Source organism: Paenibacillus sp. MCAF9, assembly GCF_052114265.1.
Lineage (GTDB): Bacteria > Bacillota > Bacilli > Paenibacillales > Paenibacillaceae > Pristimantibacillus.
Genome location: NZ_JBFREL010000003.1, coordinates 478,218 through 498,101 on the forward strand (window position 1 = coordinate 478,218; position 19,884 = coordinate 498,101).

At 46.9% G+C, this 19,884-nt stretch carries 19 protein-coding genes; 1 reads left to right on the forward strand and 18 read right to left on the reverse strand.

Annotation, left to right across the window (positions count from 1 at the left end; translation table 11 throughout):
• Positions 1-113: 113 nt before the first annotated feature.
• The 17 genes from AB4Z45_RS07595 to AB4Z45_RS07675 all read right to left on the reverse strand — a co-directional run bounded on the left by AB4Z45_RS07595 (position 114) and on the right by AB4Z45_RS07675 (position 15,111).
• A complete protein-coding gene (locus tag AB4Z45_RS07595) occupies positions 114-1,442 on the reverse strand; it encodes an LLM class flavin-dependent oxidoreductase (protein WP_076269071.1) in 1,329 nt (442 codons plus the stop codon).
• A gap of 63 nt (positions 1,443-1,505) precedes the next feature.
• Positions 1,506-2,042 (reverse strand): GNAT family N-acetyltransferase, encoded by a 537-nt coding sequence (locus tag AB4Z45_RS07600; protein ID WP_441908559.1) that lies wholly within the window; start codon positions 2,040-2,042, stop codon positions 1,506-1,508.
• A gap of 63 nt (positions 2,043-2,105) precedes the next feature.
• Complete coding sequence (locus AB4Z45_RS07605; protein WP_441908560.1) at positions 2,106-2,585, reverse strand: DinB family protein; 480 nt, start codon at positions 2,583-2,585, stop codon at positions 2,106-2,108.
• A 37-nt stretch (positions 2,586-2,622) separates the two neighbouring features.
• Positions 2,623-3,780: an N-methyl-L-tryptophan oxidase gene (solA, locus tag AB4Z45_RS07610; protein WP_441908561.1), complete on the reverse strand. Its 1,158-nt coding sequence runs from the start codon at positions 3,778-3,780 to the stop codon at positions 2,623-2,625.
• On the reverse strand, positions 3,743-4,933 hold the full coding sequence (locus tag AB4Z45_RS07615) for an amidohydrolase (RefSeq protein ID WP_441908562.1): 1,191 nt from the start codon (positions 4,931-4,933) through the stop codon (positions 3,743-3,745). The genes solA and AB4Z45_RS07615 overlap by 38 nt, the downstream gene beginning before the upstream one ends.
• The gene (locus AB4Z45_RS07620; protein ID WP_441908563.1) at positions 4,930-5,940 is read right to left on the reverse strand and encodes an LLM class flavin-dependent oxidoreductase; all 1,011 of its coding nucleotides are present in this window, start codon (positions 5,938-5,940) and stop codon (positions 4,930-4,932) included. Before AB4Z45_RS07620 ends, AB4Z45_RS07615 begins: the two co-directional genes overlap by 4 nt.
• Positions 5,941-5,961: 21 nt before the next feature.
• Entirely contained in the window at positions 5,962-6,714 is a 753-nt protein-coding gene (locus AB4Z45_RS07625) for an amino acid ABC transporter ATP-binding protein (protein WP_441908564.1), read from the reverse strand.
• The gene (locus AB4Z45_RS07630) at positions 6,711-7,421 is read right to left on the reverse strand and encodes an amino acid ABC transporter permease (protein ID WP_441908565.1); all 711 of its coding nucleotides are present in this window, start codon (positions 7,419-7,421) and stop codon (positions 6,711-6,713) included. Before AB4Z45_RS07630 ends, AB4Z45_RS07625 begins: the two co-directional genes overlap by 4 nt.
• Positions 7,411-8,199, reverse strand: coding sequence for an amino acid ABC transporter permease (locus AB4Z45_RS07635; RefSeq protein ID WP_441908566.1), 789 nt, complete (start codon positions 8,197-8,199; stop codon positions 7,411-7,413). The genes AB4Z45_RS07630 and AB4Z45_RS07635 overlap by 11 nt, the downstream gene beginning before the upstream one ends.
• A gap of 27 nt (positions 8,200-8,226) precedes the next feature.
• A complete protein-coding gene (locus tag AB4Z45_RS07640; RefSeq protein ID WP_441908567.1) occupies positions 8,227-9,063 on the reverse strand; it encodes a transporter substrate-binding domain-containing protein in 837 nt (278 codons plus the stop codon).
• A 285-nt stretch (positions 9,064-9,348) separates the two neighbouring features.
• A complete protein-coding gene (locus tag AB4Z45_RS07645) occupies positions 9,349-10,260 on the reverse strand; it encodes a LysR family transcriptional regulator (RefSeq protein ID WP_441908613.1) in 912 nt (303 codons plus the stop codon).
• Between the two features lie 161 nt (positions 10,261-10,421).
• Positions 10,422-10,952 carry a DoxX family protein gene (locus tag AB4Z45_RS07650; RefSeq protein WP_441908568.1) on the reverse strand — a complete coding sequence of 177 codons (531 nt, stop codon included), beginning with the start codon at positions 10,950-10,952 and terminating at the stop codon, positions 10,422-10,424.
• Positions 10,953-10,977: 25 nt separating this feature from the next.
• Positions 10,978-11,892 (reverse strand): L-lactate dehydrogenase, encoded by a 915-nt coding sequence (locus AB4Z45_RS07655; RefSeq protein WP_430059526.1) that lies wholly within the window; start codon positions 11,890-11,892, stop codon positions 10,978-10,980.
• Between the two features lie 2 nt (positions 11,893-11,894).
• The gene (locus AB4Z45_RS07660) at positions 11,895-12,677 is read right to left on the reverse strand and encodes a formate/nitrite transporter family protein (protein ID WP_441908569.1); all 783 of its coding nucleotides are present in this window, start codon (positions 12,675-12,677) and stop codon (positions 11,895-11,897) included.
• A 500-nt stretch (positions 12,678-13,177) separates the two neighbouring features.
• Positions 13,178-13,465, reverse strand: a complete 288-nt coding sequence (locus AB4Z45_RS07665; protein ID WP_441908570.1) for a HesB/YadR/YfhF family protein — start codon at positions 13,463-13,465, stop codon at positions 13,178-13,180.
• A gap of 123 nt (positions 13,466-13,588) precedes the next feature.
• On the reverse strand, positions 13,589-14,068 hold the full coding sequence (locus AB4Z45_RS07670) for an HAD hydrolase family protein (protein WP_441908571.1): 480 nt from the start codon (positions 14,066-14,068) through the stop codon (positions 13,589-13,591).
• Between the two features lie 104 nt (positions 14,069-14,172).
• Complete coding sequence (locus tag AB4Z45_RS07675) at positions 14,173-15,111, reverse strand: VanW family protein (RefSeq protein WP_441908572.1); 939 nt, start codon at positions 15,109-15,111, stop codon at positions 14,173-14,175.
• A 144-nt stretch (positions 15,112-15,255) separates the two neighbouring features.
• Here AB4Z45_RS07675 and AB4Z45_RS07680 point away from each other — a divergent pair, with 144 nt between their 5' ends.
• Positions 15,256-16,422, forward strand: a complete 1,167-nt coding sequence (locus tag AB4Z45_RS07680; RefSeq protein WP_441908573.1) for a hypothetical protein — start codon at positions 15,256-15,258, stop codon at positions 16,420-16,422.
• Between the two features lie 73 nt (positions 16,423-16,495).
• On the opposite strand, the gene AB4Z45_RS07685 is transcribed toward AB4Z45_RS07680, so the two are convergent.
• Entirely contained in the window at positions 16,496-19,795 is a 3,300-nt protein-coding gene (locus AB4Z45_RS07685) for a rhamnogalacturonan lyase family protein (RefSeq protein ID WP_441908615.1), read from the reverse strand.
• Between the last annotated feature and the right edge of the window lie 89 nt (positions 19,796-19,884).

A 19,884-nucleotide genomic window follows, 5' to 3' on the forward strand; every position in this document is an offset into this window, starting at 1 on the left:
CCTCCATTTAACAGAACGCACAATACAAGTCTACCCAAGCAACCCTCTCTATACCCTCTCAAGACTTGTCACTATCACAACATGGAAGGAAGGACTATACATTTTTAAATTAATTAGCTATTCACTTTCTCTTTGGTATAGCGATTCGCCGGAATCTGTAAGCCGAGATTGCCGCGCAGCGTATCCGATTCATAATCAGTGCGATAAATGCCGCGCTCTTGGAGAATTGGAACAACCAGCTCAACAAAATCATTCAATCCGCTTGGAATCGAAGAATGAATAATGAAGCCGTCTGCTGCTCCCTCTTCATGCCACTCCTCAATCAGATCTGCAATTTTCTCAGGTGTACCTATGAATTGCGGACGCGGAGTCGCGGATTGAAGCGCAACCTGGCGCAGCGTAAGATTTTTCTCTTTTGCTACTTTTTTAATTTTGTCCGTGCCGCTGCGGAAGCTGTTTTGACCGAGGTCACCAAGCTCTGGGAACTGCTCATCAAGCGGATATTGCGAGAAGTCATGATGCTCGAAGAAACGCCCTAAATAGTTCAAAGCATTCTCGATCGTCACTAACTCTGCCAGCTCTTGGTACTTGCGCTCAGCTTCCTCTTCCGTACGTCCAATAATCGGACCAATCCCAGGAAGAATAACGATATCATCCACCGAACGGCCTTCAGCCACCGTACGATCCTTCACGTCTTTATAAAATGCTTTGGCATCTTCGATATTGTCATGGCCTGTGAATACCGCATCTGCTGCTTTGCCAGCCAGCTTCTTGCCGCTCTCAGAAGAGCCAGCTTGAAAAATAACCGGATGCCCTTGCTTCGAGCGAGCAATATTAAGCGGACCTTGAACAGAGAAATACTCGCCTTTATGATCTAGACGGTGCAGCTTAGACGGATCAAAGAACACACCTGACTCTTTATCTCTGACGAAAGCATCGTCCTCCCAAGAATCCCACAAACCGCGTGTCACTTCCAAATACTCTTCGGCAATTTTGTAGCGCTCATCATGTGTCGGATGATCCGTTTTGCTGAAATTGCTTGCCGAGCCCTCAAGCGGAGATGTAACGACATTCCATCCAGCACGACCGCCGCTAATATGATCTAAAGAACCAAATTGTCTTGCAACCGTAAACGGCTCACTATATGAGCTCGACAATGTGCCAACCAATCCAATTTTGGACGTAACAGCTGCCAGCGCAGACAATATCGTAATCGGCTCAAAGCGATTTAAAAAATGCGGAATCGATTTTTCGTTTATATATAGACCGTCAGCGATAAATACAAGATCGAACTTACCCGCTTCAGCAGTCTGTGCCTGCTCCGTATAAAATTTAAAGTTCACGCTCGCATCAGCCGGCACTTCCGGATGCCGCCATGCCGAGATATTGCCTCCCACACCATGAATCAATGCGCCAAACTTAAGTTGCTTGCGGTTCGCCATAATAAACATCCTCCTAATAAACATAGTATGATTGATCTTCTGACAGCAAAAGCAGCAGTCCTGCTATGTTACCTGCAATAACGATGCTTCCTTTAATTGAAGCCGATAGCTCTTAACGAGCGTTTCCCCGTTCATTAAATCCTTATCGAATGCGCGCTCGAAGCCGAGGCGCTCGTACAGCCTTACAGCTGAATCCATCATGTCTGAAGTATGAAGATGCAGCGTCTCCGCTCCCCATTCCTTTGCAAGCTTTGCACTGGCACGGATAAGCTCCGTCGCTACACCAAAGCCGCGTGCTGTCTGCGATACGGCGAGCAGGCGAATAATCGGTGAATGAATTTGAAGCTCCGGCCGTCCATAGGCCGCTTCAGAGGAATCAAACAAGAACACACTTCCAACGATCTTCCCGCCGAGCACCGCGACTAAACGCGCCTTCGTTGCTGCGCCTTCAACAGATTCCAGTATGCTTTCTTTATATTGATTCCATGCCGCTTCAGGCAGCACTTGCTCATATTGGCCATAAGCATCAATAAGTACTTCCCGTGTAGCATCTAGATCCTCAAGCTCAGCATTACGAATAATGACAGCTGTATCAGACATGCTTCTTCACCTGCTCTCCCTTTATATGATCACAATGGCTATACCTTTTAAAATGGCATTAATCTAACTGCGAGAGTCCAGCTCTCCCTGCTTGATTCGACGAATTTGACCTAAGTGACCTTGCACGTGCTTCACAAATGCCGGTACGATCACAGCTATTGATACGGGCTCACCTTTAAAGTTAATGCCGGTCTTGCTCCATTCTTCCTCGGTCAAACGATTAAACAACAGGCTGTTATATTGAACAAGTGAACGTGCCGCAAGCAAAGTGTCTTTAACATCGCCTTCATTTGCTCTTTGGCCAGACACCCAAGCATCCTGTTTAAAGGAGGGCAGCCTTGTCTCGGAGCCAGACAAGATTTCACGAATGCGAAAGGATACGATAATGCTGTGATCAATGAGATGAGCGAGCACCTCGGTCACACTCCATGACTCAGGGGCAGCCTTCCATTTCAGCTGTTGATCCGACAGCCCTTCCAATTCCTGCTCAATTTGATCATATACGTTCACAAATGCATGAATATCGACAATGGGTTCGCTCATTTAAAATCCTCCTCGTGAATAACAAAAGTAAATAGCGTTATGCCCTGCTAAAACGATCAAGCTCAAATAATCGCAAATCGTACCCTGTATTCTTTTTTTGTATTTTATCAGCCAAAATCTCGCCTACCACGCTCGCAAATTTAAAGCCATGACCGGAAAAACCGCCAGCAAGCAGCACATTATGATGCTCAGGATGAGCATCAATAATGAAATCCTCATCAGGCGTAAACTCGTATTTGCATACTGCACCCCGCAAAAGCTTGCCGGCCGCATCCGGAACAAAAGCGGCAAGCGCACGGCGAAGATCCTCTTCATCTTCTGGATAAGCACCAAATGGAGCAATCGGCTCACCTGGCTGCCATTCCACGCCTGTATCGTGTCTGCCAATTTTAATTCCTGCGCCGCCAATGCTCGGAAAGCCATAGTAGCCTCCCATCGCGCCGCCCCAAGTGAAGCCGGGAAATACGCCTGCATCAAAAGCGGGTGAACGCGTTTCAAACCACCCAACTACCTTGCGAACTGCACGAATGGGAAGCTTAACATGCTTCGCGAGCATGCCAAACCATGCGCCGGCGGTAATAATGATTTGCTGTGCGGTATAGGCAGCTTCATTCGTATGAACGGTGACGCTTGAAGCATTCGCCTGAATATCTGTAACGAAGCTGTTTACCAGAAGCTCCGCACCAGCTGCTATAGCCTGATTCTTATAAGCAGCTACACATTTTTCACTGTACAAGTAACCCGCATTCGGCTCGTACATCCCTTGAAAGGAACCAGCCAATTGAACACCTGGAAAACGCCGATTAATTTCGTCCGCACGCAGCAGCTCCACTTGAACGCCATTGGCCATAGCATCGCCTAATCTGCCTTCATAATTGTAAAAGCTCGATTCTGCCATATTGAGCACGCCTGATCGCTCCAGCAGCTTTTCCCCCGTTGCTTTCTCGAGTGCCAGCCACCTCTCATCGGCACGAAGCGCCATCTTCACATAAGTATCGCCGCCATGATAGGCATGCCGGATTAGACGCGGCTCGCCGTGATGGCTTCCCATATTATGCGGCGGATCAAAAGCATCAATGAGCAGTGTCCTTGCTCCGCGGGCTGCGAGCTCATAACCTGCGCTCATCCCCATGGAGCCCGCTCCAACGATGATCACATCATATGATTTCAGAATGTTGTCGTCCTCCCGGCGCATTCTCGCCCGCCAGCTTGCGCAGAGCATCCACAGCAAGGGAAGCAAAAAAAGAAGCAGCAATCGGCAATGCTTTTTCATCTAAATCAAAGGCTGGATGATGCCATTCCTGTGAGCCGGCTGTGCCAAAAAACACAAACACCCCTTCGGCTTCCTTCAAATAAAACGCAAAATCCTCGCCTGCCGGAGAAGGCGTCGGCTTCACCACTGCAAGGCCAAGAGCATTCGCTGTTATCGAAGCTTGATCGGCCCACTTCTGATCATTGACCACTGCCGGCGGCCCTTCCAGCCAATTCACTTTCGCACTCGTTGCAAACGCCGATGCTACACCGTTTACGACCTGATCAAAGCGCTCGCGGACTGTCGTGCGGACATGCTCTTCAAACGTACGCAGCGTACCGTCAAATACCGCTTTGTCCGAAATAATATTCCAAGCGGTTCCCGCATGAAGCCTCGTCACACTAACAACCGCACTGTCCAGCGCGCTTACGCTGCGGCTTACGATCGATTGCAGTGCCGTAATCATATGCGCCGCGGTTACGATCGGATCAAGACCCGCTTCAGGTACTGCGGCATGACTGCCGCGGCCTTCCACTTCAACGACAAAACCATCAGCTGCCGCCATGATTGGCCCGCCTGTAATTCCAATCGTTCCAACTGGGAGATCCGGCTTGTTATGCATGCCGAACACCGCGCTCACGCCTTCCAAAGCTCCGCTTGCAATAAGCCTCTGAGCACCCTTTGCTTTTTCTTCCGCAGGCTGGAACAACAAGCGCACCGTTCCTTGCAGCTCCTGCTCCCTTTCCTTGAGCAAAAGAGCAGTTCCTATGATTGAGGCCGTGTGGAAATCATGTCCGCAGGCATGCATTTTACCCGGAATTGTTGAAGCAAATGCAAGACCCGTCTCCTCCTGTATCGGCAGTGCGTCTATATCCGCGCGAACCGCGACAATTGGGCCGCCATGCAATCCTCCAATCTCTGCAATGACACCGGTTTGAAGTCCATAATCAACAACGCGAATGCCCGCCTCCGTTAACCAGCCGCGTATGGAAGCCGACGTCTCGAACTCCTCATGAGAAAGCTCAGGATGCTGATGCAGCTGCCTTCGAATGGTTATCAGCTTCTCTTCTATGAATTGGGCTGAGAAATCGCTCATACCAACTCTCCTTCAAAGGCTTCCTTAAGCAGCTCGAAGGATCGTACACGCTTGGCGAAATCAGGAATAATCGTCGTAAAAATAAACTCATCCACGCCATACTGCTCCCCAATTTCAAGCAGTCGTTTGCGAACCGTCTCCTTGGTGCCGCGGGTAATATCCGCATCCCTTTCCTCTGCTGTAAACGTCTCTCCCGCCTGCCTAGCAAATTCCTTCGCTTGTTCCAGCGTGCCTACGTTTACAGTCTTGCCGCTTGCCAGTGTAACTCTCACATTTTTAAAATGACCTGCGAGCTCATTCGCTTCTTCTTCCGAATCTGACGCTATTACTGACAATGCTAGAATAGCTTTAGGCTCTCCGCCAAACGACCGATTAAACTTAGTCCGATACGTATCTATCGCTTTTTGAGCCGTATCCGGATCGTTATTAATGAATAATGCAAAAGCATACGGATAACCCTTCTCCGCAGCCAGCTCCGCGCTTGATAAGCTTGTGCCAAGCAAAAAAATGTCAGCAGGCTGCTTCGGCAGCGGACTTGCAACAAGCCCAGCCAGCGGATGCTCCTCACCAGTCTTATCATGGAGCAGGTGCTCCAGCTCTGTCAGCTTCTCAGCTAAAGTATCAGCTTCCGCTACGCCCTTCTGCAAAGCTTTCGTAGAACGCGGCAATCCGCCTGGCGCTCGCCCGATGCCAAGCTCAACTCTTCCTGGCGCGAGTGAAGCAAGCACATTAAAATTTTCTGCTACTTTATAAGGGCTGTAATGCTGGAGCATTACGCCGCCTGAACCAATGCGAATGGATGATGTTTGAGCCAGCAAATAAGCAATAAGCACCTCTGGCGAGGACCCCGCCATCCCGGGAGAATCATGATGCTCAGATACCCAGAAGCGCTCGAAACCAAGCGTTTCTGCCAATTGCGCCAGCCTCACGGTATTCGCCAAGGCTTCAGCAGCAGTTTGACCGGGAAAAATTATACTTTGATCCAGAATGCCAATTTTGAGTGACATATTGATTCGCTCCTCTATGTGTTAGATGGAATAGACACCCTCAGGTGTGATCCGTTTCAAAAATTGCTTGGTTCGTTCTTCTTTCGGATTGGTGAAAATATCGTTAGGCCTGCCCTCTTCAACGATCGCCCCGCCGTCCATAAAGACAACATGGCTGGCAACATCCTGCGCAAAGCTCATTTCATGGGTCACGATAATCATCGTGATGCCTTCTTTTGCGATTTTGCGAATAACGCTAAGCACCTCGCCAACCAGCTCTGGATCAAGCGCCGAAGTCGGCTCATCGAACAATATAACTTCTGGATTCAGCGCCAGCGCGCGAGCGATGCCCACACGCTGCTGTTGTCCGCCAGAGAGCTCGCTCGGATAAGCATGCAGCTTATTGCCAAGGCCAACCTTTTCAAGCAGCTCCTCGCTTTTTTGCCGCGCCTCTTCTTTCGGAAGCTTCTTAACGATGAGGAGACCTTCCATTACATTTTCAATTGCCGTCTTATGCTTAAATAAATTATATTGCTGGAAAACCATTGCGCTTTTTTGCCGAAGCGTATGAATTCCTTTTTTATCTGGACGCTTGCAATTAACGGTGAAATCATCAATCGAAATTTGACCGTCGCTAGGCTTCTCTAAATAATTGATGCAGCGCAGCAGCGTTGTTTTGCCGGAGCCGCTTGGTCCGAGTATCGCAACGACCTCGCCTTTTTTGACTGTAAGATCGATTCCTTTGAGCACCTCATTGCGTCCAAAGCTCTTCTTAATTTGCGTCAGCTTAATCATGAGACACCGCCTCTGTTGTACAGGTTAAAGCGCTTCTCGGCTAACGCGGTCAGTCGCTCGATGAAAAAGGTTAATCCCCAGAAAATAAGAGCTGCGGCAAGGTAAGCCTCAAAAAACTTCCAGTTTGTTGAAGCAACGATTTGCGCTTTTGCATTAATGTCAACGACCGACACTGTAAAAGCCAGCGTTGATCCGTGCAGCATGCCAATTACCGAGTTCGATAAGTTAGGCAAGCTTGCGGCAAAGGCTTGGGGCAAAATAATTCGGCGCATCGCCTGAGAGGTCGTCATTCCAATGGAATACGCTGCTTCCATTTGTCCGCGGTTAACCGCAAGCAGTCCCGATCTGACAACCTCAGACATGTATGCGCCAGCCGTAATCGAGAAAGAAATATAAGCGAACCCTATCATGGGAATCGAGACCGAACGGAACGATAAGCCCAACGCCTCAGCTATACCATCAACGATAATCGGCAAACCGAAATAAATAAGCAATAAATGCGTTAGCATAGGAGTTCCGCGGATGACGGTAACATAGGAAACGGCGATAGGATAAAGGACTGGAATCTTATAAAGTCTAATGACAGCTACAGATGTGCCAATGAGGAAGCCGCAAAAAACAGAAACGAACGTAATCGCCAAAGCCGTTGGCACCGCGCTCAAAAGCTGAACAAACGCCGTCCATATGAATGCGAAATCAAGCTTCATTTTCCCTTCCTCCTCTGCCAAAGCCTATCCCGGCTGCAAACCGCCTTGCTTTATCTTTTTTGATAAGAGGTTCTTTGTCTTCTACCGCGATGCGGCGCTCGTGCTTCAATAACCTGCGTTCGATCAAATGGAACAGCTTCTCAAGCCCAAAGCTCAAAATAAAGTAGATAATCGCGAGCGATACATACGTTTCAAGGAAATGCCTGGACATAACAGCCAGTGTCTGTGATTTTCCTGTTAATTCCATAATACCTAACGAAAAGGCGAGTGATGTATCCTTCAAATTTGCAATGACAAGATTAGAGAATACCGGCAATGCAATCGAAACGGCTTGAGGTAGTACAATTCGGGTAAAAGCTTGGAAACCCGTCATTCCTACCGCATAAGCTGCTTCAACCTGGCCCCGATCCACTGCCCCGACAGCCGCGCGAATCATCTCCGCTATATAGGCTCCGCTGTGCAGCGCATAAGTAAGAATGACAAAATATAATGCCGGCACTTTAGCCACATCCAAATGAAAAAGCTTCAAAACTTCAGGCAAGCCGTAATAAAACAGAAATAGCTGAATGAGTATAGGCGTCCCTCTAAAAAAAGATAAATACACCTGTGAAAACCGTCTTAGAACCGGAATCTTATAAAGCTGGGGAAAGGCGACGATAAATCCGACGCCAACCCCAAGTACGATGGAACTCACCACAATAAGAAGAGTGACTTTCAAGGTAGGCAGCAGCTTTATTAGATACTCGAACACATAGCTGATATCAAAAGGTTCTCCCACCTTAGCCATCTCACCTTTCAAATGGGTTTATTTTTCTTGGGAAGTAAAATCATCGCCCAGCCATTCTGAGCTAAGCTTAGCCAGCGTACCGTCTGCTTTCAGTTCTTTGATTACCACATCAACTGCATCAGAAAGCTTTTGCTGCTCCGGATCGTCCTTGCGGAACATGAACAAGATGTCTGCTTCGCTCAGTGCCGGACCTACTGCTTTAAGCTCTTTCTTCGGATCAACTAACGATAAAGTAAAGTCAGCAGCGAGGAAGGCATCCACTCGGCCCGAGGTTACTTGCGATACGTTGTCGTTTGCACCGCCATTTTGATACACAAGCTCAAGCGCGTTTCCGTTTTCCTTATTGTAATTCTCAAGAATCGTTGCCGCTGCGCTTGTTGCCGTTGTTAGCACTTTTTTACCTTTTAGATCAGCCAACGTTTGAACTGAATTATTGTCCTTGTCTACTATGATCTTGTTTCTCCAGTGCGCATAAGGCTCTTTATTAAAGAGGTACTTCTGTACGCGTTCCGGATTTTGCTCCATCTCATGTGCAATCATGTCAATTTTTTTCGTTTCCAAGCTTAACAGCAGGTTCGTAAATTCAAGCGTTTGAATGTCAAATTCATAATCTGGAAGACGTTTATCAATTTCTCTTACAAGCTCTACATCGAAACCAGTAAGCTTACCATTCTCATCTATAAAGCAAACTTTAGGGAATTGTGTTCCTGTGCCAACAACAATTTTTGTTACGGATTTGGAAGCCTCTCCGCTTCCTGTTTCCACACTGCCGCCGGTGTTGTTTTTATTGCTTCCGCAGCCAGCAACTGTAAGGGCAAGGACGAGTGCAATCGATAAAACGAAACGTTTTTTCATTTTCTTTTTCCCCCTAAATGTTTAAATCCTTATAATTCCTACCTGTTAAGTAAGAATTGTGTTGAATTCACTTTATCACCGGACTGCCAGCTTCGTCAATCCTATAGCTTATAGAGATCTTCTATAAGAAAATTGAATAATCCAATGATGCTTTTATCAACAAAAAACGTCCGCTGCTTCAGTAGGAGCAGTGGACGAATGTGATTAAGTGCACTATTCATATCGGCTTAACTGTAATTATGAATGTACCATATCAAGCGCCTATCGAATAATAGAGTTTTTATATTACAGATTTATATTTGCTGATAAGCTTAGCTCCGCATCTGCTAATTGCTTGCCTATTTCCGTAATGGCATGTACAAATTCCAGATGCTCTCCATGATGCGAAATGAGGTTCGTCTGCAAAAAAATACCTTCCGTCTCCGGGACGCGTATCGGATAAAGCTTCCCATCCTGCAGCTCCTGCTGGACGCATAAGCCTGGAAGAAACGCGATGCCTGCTTTCTGAATGACAAGCTTTTTGGCCATTTCGGAATTGTCCGTCTGAATTTGAATGTTGGGCGGCAGCTCCAAATTCTCGAATATACGATGAATGCGAAGCCAATCCAATGAGCCGCATTCAAAAAAAACGAGCGGCTGTTCAGCAATCGCCTCAACCGTCAGCATATCCGTTGTTAAGAACGGATGCCCATGATACACATGCAGCCGTATTGGATCTTCATAGAACTTGGTCGACTGCAGGCTTGGATGATTCACCTTGCGAACAAAGCCAATATCCACTTCCTTGCTCAGCACTTTATTCACAATCTCATCCGTGGTGCTTGTGATAATCTTATAGTGAGTGTTTGGAAATTTCTTCTTCAAGCGAGGCAATAAGTCAGGAATAATATAATTGGAGACAGACACGGTACAGCCAATTCGGAACTCGTTCGGCAGTGACTTCTTTTGATTAATATGCTGCTTGCCCTTCTGATAGATGAGCAGCAGCTGCTGGGCATAAGGGAGAAATCGTTTACCGTCTTCGGTTATTTGAATCTGTTTGCCATTTCGGTCGAACAGCTTGCAGTCGAGCTCCTGCTCAAGGGACTTAATTCTTGCTGTTACAGAAGGCTGAGACAAATACAACGCGTCAGCTGCTTTATTAAAGCTTCCACAATGGATGACATAGACGAATGCTTCTATATTCTCAATGTTGATTTGACACACCTCCACTCACTTAAATCCAACTAAACCAATACGAATATATATAATTAAAGTAACAAACTAAGGAGTTCATGTCAATCGAGCAAAAAAACGGGTTGCCCCAAAAGTAGATACCTACTTGTGGAGCAACCCTTATTCTTTACATTCGTTCCGCTCTAACGAGGGATTGTATTGTCGTCCGCATACCTGCTATCGCTGCGGTTGCCTTTCTTAAATAGTTTGCGCAGATAAGGAAGGGCAAAGTAATCAATACCGAATTTGCCTGCGTTCGTGCCAGCGATGAATACGATAATTCCGATCAGCAGCATCCAAGGGTTAGTCGATACCGTACCTGCAAACATAAACATGAAGTTCATTAATAATCCGAAAAATGCTGCAGCTGTCGTAAGTGCGCCAACGATAAGTCCAAGCCCTACCAAACATTCACCAACGGGAATGAGGAAGTTAATGATGCCTGCATTCGGAAGAGCAACATGTTCTAGAAATGCAGTGAACGTCGGATAAACTAATTCGTTTGTCGCTTTATCCATTACTGGGTTGCCGATAGCTCCTTTTAAAAATCCGCTGGCATCAAATCCGCCAAGCTTATGCCATCCAGCGCTCAGCCATTGCCATCCCAAGTACAACCGCAGCACAAGCATTAAGCCCGCTGCATATTTGTTTTCGCTTAGCCATTTGGTTACCATGACGATCAGCTCCTCTTATTTTTGTCTAAACCGAGATCGTTTCAATCAGTTCCTTCAGCTTGTTCGCCGAACGGTGCAGCAGCGCTTTTTCTTCCTCTGTAATTGGAATGTCCAGCACCTCTCTTACTCCATTGCGATCAACGACGCACGGAACACCCATGTATACATCTGATATGCCGTGGTAGTTTTCTACTAACGTGGATACATTGAGTACAGCCGACTCATTGGATAGTATCGCAGTTACAATGCGATCCAGTGCTAACGCAATAGCGTAATAAGTGGCACCTTTCGCTTCTATGATTTCGTAGGCTGCATCTCTCGTATGCGTAAAGATGTCGGACTTTTCTTCCTCGCTGAGCGAGATGGACGAACCAGCTACGTTTGCGAGGCTCCATAATGGAAGCTCGGAGTCCCCATGCTCCCCAATGATATGGGCATGTACGCTGCGCGGGTCAAGCTGCAATCGCTCGCCGATCAGGTAGCGGAAACGAGCACTATCGAGCAATGTGCCCGAACCGATAACACGGTGAGTTGGCCAGCCCGACTTTTTCTGGCAGAAGTAACTCATAATATCTACCGGATTCGTCGCGATTAATAGAATGCCGTCATCATTGTATTTCAATACTTCGGATACGATGCTTTCATAGATGGCAATGTTGCGCTTTAATAGATTCAGCCTTGGCTCCCCAGGCTTCTGTGCTGCTCCAGCTGTAATGATGACGATATCCGCATCCTTACAGTCCTCGTAAGTTCCTGCCCATACTTTAGTCTGACCAAGGAATGGCATCCCGTGATTCATATCAAGCGCATCCCCAACTGCTTTGCCTGCATTCGCATCTATTAACACAAGCTCATCCATCCGGCTGCGAAGCAGCAGCGTATAGGCTGTTGTGGATCCTACTGCTCCTACACCAATAACGACAACTTTTGATTTTTTCATTGTTATTCCACCTCTTCAAATGGTTTGTTTACGAAATAATACATAACGCCCATAAGGACGGAGCCACCGATTAAATTACCTAGTGTTACAGGTACAAGATTATGAATCATGCCTTCGAGTGAAATGGTTCCTGGATGATTCAGCACAAGCGCAATGGCGAAGGTGCAAAGATTAGCGATGCTGTGCTCGTAGCCTGAAATAAAGAAGCAGAATACGAATAGCATCATAGCGAACAATTTCGGCCCATCTCCGCGCAGTGACATCGGAACAAAAAACGCTAAGCAGACCAGCCAGTTACACAATACACCTCGGAAAAACAATTCCCATACCGGAGCGTGAAGCTTCTTCTCTACGACACTGAGTAAAAATCCATTAACGGACGCATCGCTGAACAATCCGGTTGCCCATATGAGAAGGGCGAAAGCAACTGCACCAAGAAAGTTGCCTGCGTAGCTTGCACACCATAGCTTTACAACGTTTTGCCAGCGCATTTTGCCCCTAAGAGCTGCAAAGGTGAAATAGAAGGTGTTACCTGTAAAAAGATCTCCTCCGCCATATGAGATTAGAATGATTGCTGCACCAAACGTTATCGCCGCCATTGGATAGGTTAGCGGACTATGTGACTCATAGAAAAAGCTGCCTGTCTTAAACGCTACGATTACGCCAAATCCGATAAACATACTCGCTAACATGGCTCGCAATATATATCTCAGCTTGCTTGTCAGAAACACCTTTTGCTTCTTCAAAGCAAGCTGTTCAACCCTTCTCAAAGGAGCATGCTCCATATGAAATCCTCCTAATGTGTGGTGTTAATCGTTTATGCTGTGCTCGCTTTCGTTTGCTACACCTTTAGTTTAGGGGATTCTCTTCCATTTGTATGTCGGGGAACTCCCTGAACTATAGCTAAGGGTTTCTATGCGAAAGCTGCTTAGCAAATAGGGAGGTTCCCCGATGCGGCCTCCATGATCATACTTTTATAATAGGAATAAGTGATCGGCAAATGAGAGGATGGCGGTAAACAAAGTGGACATACAGACATCTTTAAATGAGGATAACAAGGAGAATACAAAAAACGGAGCACCGCATGATAAAGACAAGGCAGCTGGTCATCGTCATAACGGCAAATGCTGCAATTGCTCAAAAAGCTCATGTCAGGACAAAACTGAAGCAGAATCGCCTCTTGATAAGTAGCAAATAAGCGCCAACACGCAATAAAGGAGCAGCTCTTTAAGGTTTATGACCTATTGGAGCTGCTCCTTTTTTGTTGTCCTGCTATGCCATGTGGTTATTCCACAACCATTTTAATTTCTTCATACTTCTCGTCAAAAGAAATGCGAAGCGTCTTATTATCCAAATACCACAGATTGTCATCTTCTATAAAATAGGTAATACCTTCTACGACATCACGAAGTCCCGCTGTCTTGGGCTCATCCTTCATAATGCCAAGTGAAAGTCCTGGATGAACGCTGCCGCAGCCGCCCAGGCGAACGTAAATACGAATCGCATCACCATCGGAAAGCCCCATTTCTTTTTTGTACCAGCGAGCTGCTGGTTGTTCCACTATTAAATTCATCTTAGGTCAGCTCCTTCCGCTACATGCTCTACTCCATCATCACGAAATCGCTTAGCGGTGTCAACCCTTTCGTACCAAACCGTCATCAAAAAAGCCTCCCACCTTCGTTTAAGAAGGAAAGGGTTATATAATCCCATACTTTTTGAGCGCAAACTCAATTCCGTCCTCGCTCGACTTTTTGGTAACAAAATCAGCTGCTTCTTTTAGCCGTTCACTCCCATTGCCCATCGCAATGCCTAGCCCTACAAATTCGAGCATATCTATGTCGTTCTCGCCATCGCCAAAGGCAGTATAAAAGGATAACCCGTGGTCATTGGTATGAGCAAAATCAAATACTTGTCTCATAAGCGTTTTGTCCATCGGCAATTTATGAATGATCTCTTTCTTATGTTTTACATACGCGCCATTTGCTGTGATGAACGTATCGATTCCGAGTTCTCTTATTTCTTCGCACATGGATAACGGCCTGCCTCTTGCAGCAACGACCTTGATTCCTTTGTCGATTAGCGCCTTTATCGCTTTTTTTGTTTGATTTGAAATGCTGCCATCCTCATGGTGCGTAATCGTTCCATCTACATCGAAAAAAACAATTTTGTAATCCATAAGCATCTCTCCCTTGCTTTACTTTACCTTTGCAATTGAGATCTAGCAATAAATTACATAATAAAAAGACTGCCAACTGGCAGTCCCTAATCTAAACTTTTATGTTATTTCTTTGGCTCCGAGCCGCCAGCATCCATCTCCAGCTTGATTTCCTCAGGCAATTTTTTAGAAGCGCTGGGCACTTGTCTCGTTTTTGCATTAACGTCTTCCGAAGAGCAAATAACGATGCTAACCTGCCCTCCCTGCGCATAAGCACGAATGAGTATAGGCTGATCATATTTATTTTGAAACACAAAGTCCGGCCCATACCAGCTTACCGTCGCATCGCGTCCTGGAGGAACATATTTGACATGCCGGCTGTGTGAGTAGCGCTCAACAATTTTGAGTCCTGCCCGGTCCACCGCATTAAAGAGGGTAGATGAAATTTGACAAATACCACCGCCGACGTCTTCCGAAACTTCTCCCCTCACAATGACTGGAGCACGCAAATACCCTTTTTCCCTTGTCCGCATGCCAACAACCTCATTAAAAGAAAACCGTTCATCCGGGAAAACGACATGGTTATTAATTGCTTTCGCAGCTAATTCAACATTATGAGAACGGTTTTTGTTGCGTGAGTTGTAGTATGTAGCATAGAGTCCAATTTTTTTGATTTTGATGTTCGAGAGCAGCTCGCTGTCTACTTTCGGATAAGTCGTTAGCATAGGAGCCTCAAGCTTTAATAGTTCCCCTTCAAAAATAAAGCTGTAAAACAGCTCCTCGAACGCTTTCCGATTAAGCTTGCTTCCTGTCTGCTCGGACATGATTCTCCCCGCTCCATCAAGCGCTGCGTTAATAGGAGCCTTCTGCACACGTTTATCAAGCTCATCCATAAATTTATCAAGCTTCTCTTGATTAACGAGCGGAATGCCAGTCATCGAATCGCTATACTGTGCACGTTTCATTTCCGAAATCGCATGGCCTTCATGCTCGATAACTAAAGAATCAGAATATGCTCCTTGCTGGAACAAAAACAATATGGCCAGAATCCACGGCAATCCCATTGTCGTTAATCACCCCTATACAGTAGTATCCGTGCTAGTATGAATCATTTTAGGCAGAAGCATGCATGCGCGGTGACCACATAATTAACGTGAAAATGGCTGAATATAAAGATAACGACAATTGGGATTGGAGGAGGACAACTTATGACCCGGATCTGGAGACAAGCAGCTGTTGTTGTATTCGTTCTTATATCGCTGTTAATCTTACAAGCCAACGATGCCGCTGCGCAGACGATGATGTTGAAGCCAAAAAAATCAAATGAGCAGCAGCAACATATAATGATTATGACTGTCCGCTCTGGTCAACAATCCTCATTTATGAGCGAGCTGCAAATTGAAAGCCAAGAAATAAATGCCGCTTTGCGTCAATCCAAGCATGTCCCTGAAGCTGAAATAGACTATTATTCCGATATAGACATTGTACTAAAGTCTGCTGAAACGGTACATTATCGCTTGGATCGCTCTGGACAGCTCTGGAACGAAGCAAAAGCAGAAAAAATAATTTTGCCTGACAACCTGGCTAAGAAGCTGGTTCGATTAGCCGAAGGTTTGCGGACACAGCATTACGGGAAATTGTTGACATGGCAGCAAGCAACGGAGCTTTTGCCTAAAAAAAGCATGTTTTCCGTGACGGAGCTGGAGACGGGATTAACATTCCATGTACAGAGGCGCGCTGGCAGTGATCATGCAGATGTACAGCCATTAACGAAAGAAGATTCCCGTGTTATGAAGCAAATTTATAATGACAAATGGAGCTGGAAAAGAAAAGCCATACTCGTCCACTCCGGCGATACCTGGCTCGCTGCTTCTATGAATGGCATGCCGCATGGCGGAGACGGCATTCCGGAGAATGGCTTCTCTGGTCACTTTTGCATTCATTTTCTAGGCAGCTCCACCCATAAATCAGATACGCCAGACCCTGCGCACCAAATGATGGTACATAAGGCTGCTGGTCAAATCAAACCTTATTTCGAATCTGTTCAGCCGAGCGTTCTGGCTAGAAGCTTCGTTGAAGCGATGTATCATCAAGACCATGAGTTGTTGCTTCCGCTCGCCAAAGAAATGCCTAAGGAAAAGCTCGCTTCCATCTTACATGTCATGGAGTCACTCGTTTCCATACGAGAGCAAATCCCGCCAAAATCCAAAGGTCAGATCCACACCGATGAGCTTGGTGATGCTTTAACGACCGAAATAAGATTGCCTGTATCCATCCATCAGCTGAATAAGCCTCGCCGAAGCAGCGTCTATACCTTTATGTTCAAACGAGAAACTGCTAAGTCCCCATGGCATATTCAAGATATTATTGAATAAAAAATCCCTATAGCTGCGGAATCCGAATCACTCGGCTTTCCTTCGCTATAGGGATCTACTCAGTTGACGTATTTTATTCGAGCATGCTCATCATCGAATAAATGACTTTTGCTGCCTGTGCTCTTGTACTCCATCCATTTGGCATAAATGTATTACCCGACATGCCGTTCAGAATGCCTGTCGACTGCATTTCCTGAACAGCCTTGACTGCATAATCGGCAATCTCCTTCTGATCGGTGAAAGCAATTGCGCTTCCGCTCACAAGCTTCAAGCCAGCCACCTCAGCTGCACGGTAGGCCATAACGGCCATGTCCTGCCGTGAGATAAGCTCGTTCACGCCAAAGGTTCCGTCAGACTTGCCTTTTATTATGCCAAGCTTCTCAGCTGCGGCAATTGAGCTGGCGTACCATGCGCCTGCTTTCACGTCGCTAAAGCTGCTTACGCCTTCGCTGTCTTCAAGCTCTAATGCCAGCATCAGCATTTTCACAAATGCTCCTCGTGTCACCTCGCCATTTGGCTGGAAGCTGCCATCTCCATAGCCATTAACAATGCTGCGCGCTGCCAATGCTTCAATTGGATCGATTGCCCATAAAGCTTGATTCAGATCCGTGAATGCAGATGCCGCATATAGGCTAGAATAATAGCTGAAATGATTCGTCTTGAAGGTGATCGTCCCTGTTTTTGCATCATACTTTCCATTGCGAACGATTTCGAATTTGCCATCGTCTGCGATATAATAAACAACCACATTGCCCGGCTTCTCACCTGGCTTAAGCACATAAGGAACACTTATCTCAAGTGCATGCTTGCCGCCCGCGAATTCACTTATTTTCTTATCGCCTACATATAGATTGAAATCATAGACGGTTCCATCGCCAACTTTCTCTCGAATAGTCTCGGAGAGACCAGAAGCATCCATCCTATCGATTGATAGTTTAAGCGTTTCTGTACCTGCGCCAAGCGCACCCTTAAGTGCTTTGCTTGAAAGGGTTACTTTTGCCGAGCCCGTATCAATGGTTAAAGATAATTCATCCTTCGTATTCAAGCCCGCAAACGCACCGCCACGAATGCTGATCTCTACTGATTTGGCAGACCCTACCGCATTCACCTTAATGGCGAGCGATTTCGCTGCTGTTTCGATCGCTTTTTGGAGATCCGCAGCTTCTACCACCGCTGTCGCTTTTCCGTTCACTGTCACTGCTTCAACCGTTACTTGATTGCCAGCAGGTGCTGGAGTTGGCGCTGTACCACCAGGCGGTGAATCCGGTGTTGGACTTGGAGTTGGTGTTGGTGTCGGTGTTGGACTTGGTGAAGCGACTGGATTCGCAAGCAGGGTAATTTTTTTCTCCCCTTTTACACCCGATCCATCCGCAGCCGTCGCTATGACGGTTACCTTTCCTTCCGCTGCCGCATGAAGCAGGCCATCTGTTCCGATTGCTGCCAGAGCAGTAGAGCTGCCATCCTCATTCACAACTGACCAAACAACATTTTTGTTAGCCGCAGTGTCCATATGAACCTCTGCATTCATCTGGAGCGTGCTGCCTACTTTAACAGAATCAGCTTGCCCTGCCGCTGTTACCGTTATCGAGGTAACTAGCGCTTGAATATATTGAATATTTGGAGCTGCTGGCATCGCCATTCCGTCTCCTAAATAGAAGCTTGGATGCGGCGGCTGATTATAAGCAACATTTTGCCAAGCTACTCCTAAACGATAGTTCGGATCATGCATCAGCGTGCGAATGCGATATTCAGTTTCATCCACAGTAGAGTAGATTCTAAATTCACTGCTGTCTTCTGAACGCCACATGATCTCCTCACGCCAGTCGCCGAACAAATCAGCCTGCAAGCTAGAGTTCGCTTTCGTCGAGTTATTTGTAGCGGAGCCAACTGCGGTCAATAAATTAACCGTTTTTGCATTCATATAATCCCATTTATCGATGCGATTATAATCCTGCAGCTCGCGCAGCAGATCGCCATCCCACCATACGCCAAAGTTTGTCGAGCTTGGGATGCTCGTCGTTATTTTCTCGCCTTTAGCGCTGTACAATCCTGTAACCGGGATATGCTCGCTACTTACAATATTGGCGCTCCACATCTCTTCACCCAAATATCTTGGATCGAGATCAGCTGACATCCCGCGGCCCGTATCTACGCCGGTATGAATACCCCAAATAATTTCGCCTGTACGCGCATCCTTCAAATCCATCCCGTATGGAGAGTCGCTATGCTCTTGTACAGCGAATATTTCCAGTCCCGGACGTTCAGGGTCGAGGTCGCCAAAGTGCATCGCATCACCGTGGCCAAGTCCCGTATTGTAGAGCGGCTTGCCATCGTCATCAATACCCATCGCGCCAAAATGAATCTCGTCTTTGCCGTCGCCGTCCGAATCGCCTATCGATAAATTGTGATTCCCTTGGCCTGCAAAGGAGCCGTTTCCTTCATCGTTAGAGTCAAATACCCACCGCTTCGTCAGCTGACCATTGCGATAGTCATAAGCGGCAAGCACCGTTCGCGTGTAATACCCTCTGCTAAAAACTAAGCTCGGCTTCTCGCCGTCAAGATACGCGACCGCTGCTAGAAAACGGTCTACCCGATTGCCGTAAGCATCTCCCCACGCTGCAACATCACCGCGAGGCGGATCATACTCTGTTGTGGCAAGCGCTTTTCCAGTTAAGCCTTCGAATACGGTTAAATATTCATTGCCTAACAAAACATATCCGGTACTGTTGCGATAATCCTTGCTAGGATCGCCGATGGCTTTGCCCGTTCCGTCAATCGTACCATCCGCTGTCTTGAACGTTACTTCCGCACGTCCATCACCATCCAAGTCATAAACCATAAACTGCGTATAATGCGCTCCTGCTCGAATATTTGGTCCGAGATTAATGCGCCATAGCCGCGTGCCGTCAAGCTTATAAGCGTCCATATACACAATGCCCGTATAACCGGCTTGGGAATTGTCTTTGCTGTTTGATGGCGACCATAACATGACAATCTCATATTTACCGTCACCGTCGAGATCCCCTACGCTAGCATCACCCGCTGAATACGAGTACGGCTGTCCGTCCTTCGTATAATCATCGGCTGGCTTTTGCAGCGGCACTGATTTGTACTGCTTTTGCCAAACGCCGAAGCTGCTGGTCGCCGCCTGCTCAATACCGCTCAGCACCGAAGTAATATGGTACGAGGATGTGTCTGTACCCGCCGTATCCACATAGTTCGTGCTCTTCGTGATCAGCTCATCGTTAAGCTTGACGCCGTCACGATAAACATTGAAGCCGATTGAATCTGGATCAAGTCCTAACATACGCCATCCCAAATAGTTGCCGTTCTCCGTCTTAATGGCTACAGGCGAACGATCCAGATACTCCATTGCACGAACAAGCGTTGTAATTGCCTGCGTCTCCAAAGCACCCGACAGCTCAGAAATGCCGCCCTCATTGACAGAGGCCACTTTATAGT

What these genes read in the sequence shown, in the direction of transcription:
- AB4Z45_RS07650 (WP_441908568.1), bottom strand. Translation starts at nt 10,952, where the DNA reads ATGGTAACCAAATGGCTAAGCGAAAACAAATATGCAGCGGGCTTAATG.
- AB4Z45_RS07670 (WP_441908571.1), bottom strand. Translation starts at nt 14,068, where the DNA reads ATGGATTACAAAATTGTTTTTTTCGATGTAGATGGAACGATTACGCAC.
- AB4Z45_RS07680 (WP_441908573.1), top strand. Translation starts at nt 15,256, where the DNA reads ATGACCCGGATCTGGAGACAAGCAGCTGTTGTTGTATTCGTTCTTATA.
- solA (WP_441908561.1), bottom strand. Translation starts at nt 3,780, where the DNA reads ATGCGCCGGGAGGACGACAACATTCTGAAATCATATGATGTGATCATC.
- AB4Z45_RS07605 (WP_441908560.1), bottom strand. Translation starts at nt 2,585, where the DNA reads ATGAGCGAACCCATTGTCGATATTCATGCATTTGTGAACGTATATGAT.
- AB4Z45_RS07615 (WP_441908562.1), bottom strand. Translation starts at nt 4,933, where the DNA reads ATGAGCGATTTCTCAGCCCAATTCATAGAAGAGAAGCTGATAACCATT.
- AB4Z45_RS07600 (WP_441908559.1), bottom strand. Translation starts at nt 2,042, where the DNA reads ATGTCTGATACAGCTGTCATTATTCGTAATGCTGAGCTTGAGGATCTA.
- AB4Z45_RS07660 (WP_441908569.1), bottom strand. Translation starts at nt 12,677, where the DNA reads ATGGAGCATGCTCCTTTGAGAAGGGTTGAACAGCTTGCTTTGAAGAAG.
- AB4Z45_RS07685 (WP_441908615.1), bottom strand. Translation starts at nt 19,795, where the DNA reads ATGGAGTATCTGGATCGTTCGCCTGTAGCCATTAAGACGGAGAACGGC.
- AB4Z45_RS07640 (WP_441908567.1), bottom strand. Translation starts at nt 9,063, where the DNA reads ATGAAAAAACGTTTCGTTTTATCGATTGCACTCGTCCTTGCCCTTACA.
- AB4Z45_RS07630 (WP_441908565.1), bottom strand. Translation starts at nt 7,421, where the DNA reads ATGAAGCTTGATTTCGCATTCATATGGACGGCGTTTGTTCAGCTTTTG.
- AB4Z45_RS07675 (WP_441908572.1), bottom strand. Translation starts at nt 15,111, where the DNA reads ATGGGATTGCCGTGGATTCTGGCCATATTGTTTTTGTTCCAGCAAGGA.
- AB4Z45_RS07655 (WP_430059526.1), bottom strand. Translation starts at nt 11,892, where the DNA reads ATGAAAAAATCAAAAGTTGTCGTTATTGGTGTAGGAGCAGTAGGATCC.
- AB4Z45_RS07625 (WP_441908564.1), bottom strand. Translation starts at nt 6,714, where the DNA reads ATGATTAAGCTGACGCAAATTAAGAAGAGCTTTGGACGCAATGAGGTG.
- AB4Z45_RS07665 (WP_441908570.1), bottom strand. Translation starts at nt 13,465, where the DNA reads ATGAATTTAATAGTGGAACAACCAGCAGCTCGCTGGTACAAAAAAGAA.
- AB4Z45_RS07620 (WP_441908563.1), bottom strand. Translation starts at nt 5,940, where the DNA reads ATGTCACTCAAAATTGGCATTCTGGATCAAAGTATAATTTTTCCCGGT.
- AB4Z45_RS07595 (WP_076269071.1), bottom strand. Translation starts at nt 1,442, where the DNA reads ATGGCGAACCGCAAGCAACTTAAGTTTGGCGCATTGATTCATGGTGTG.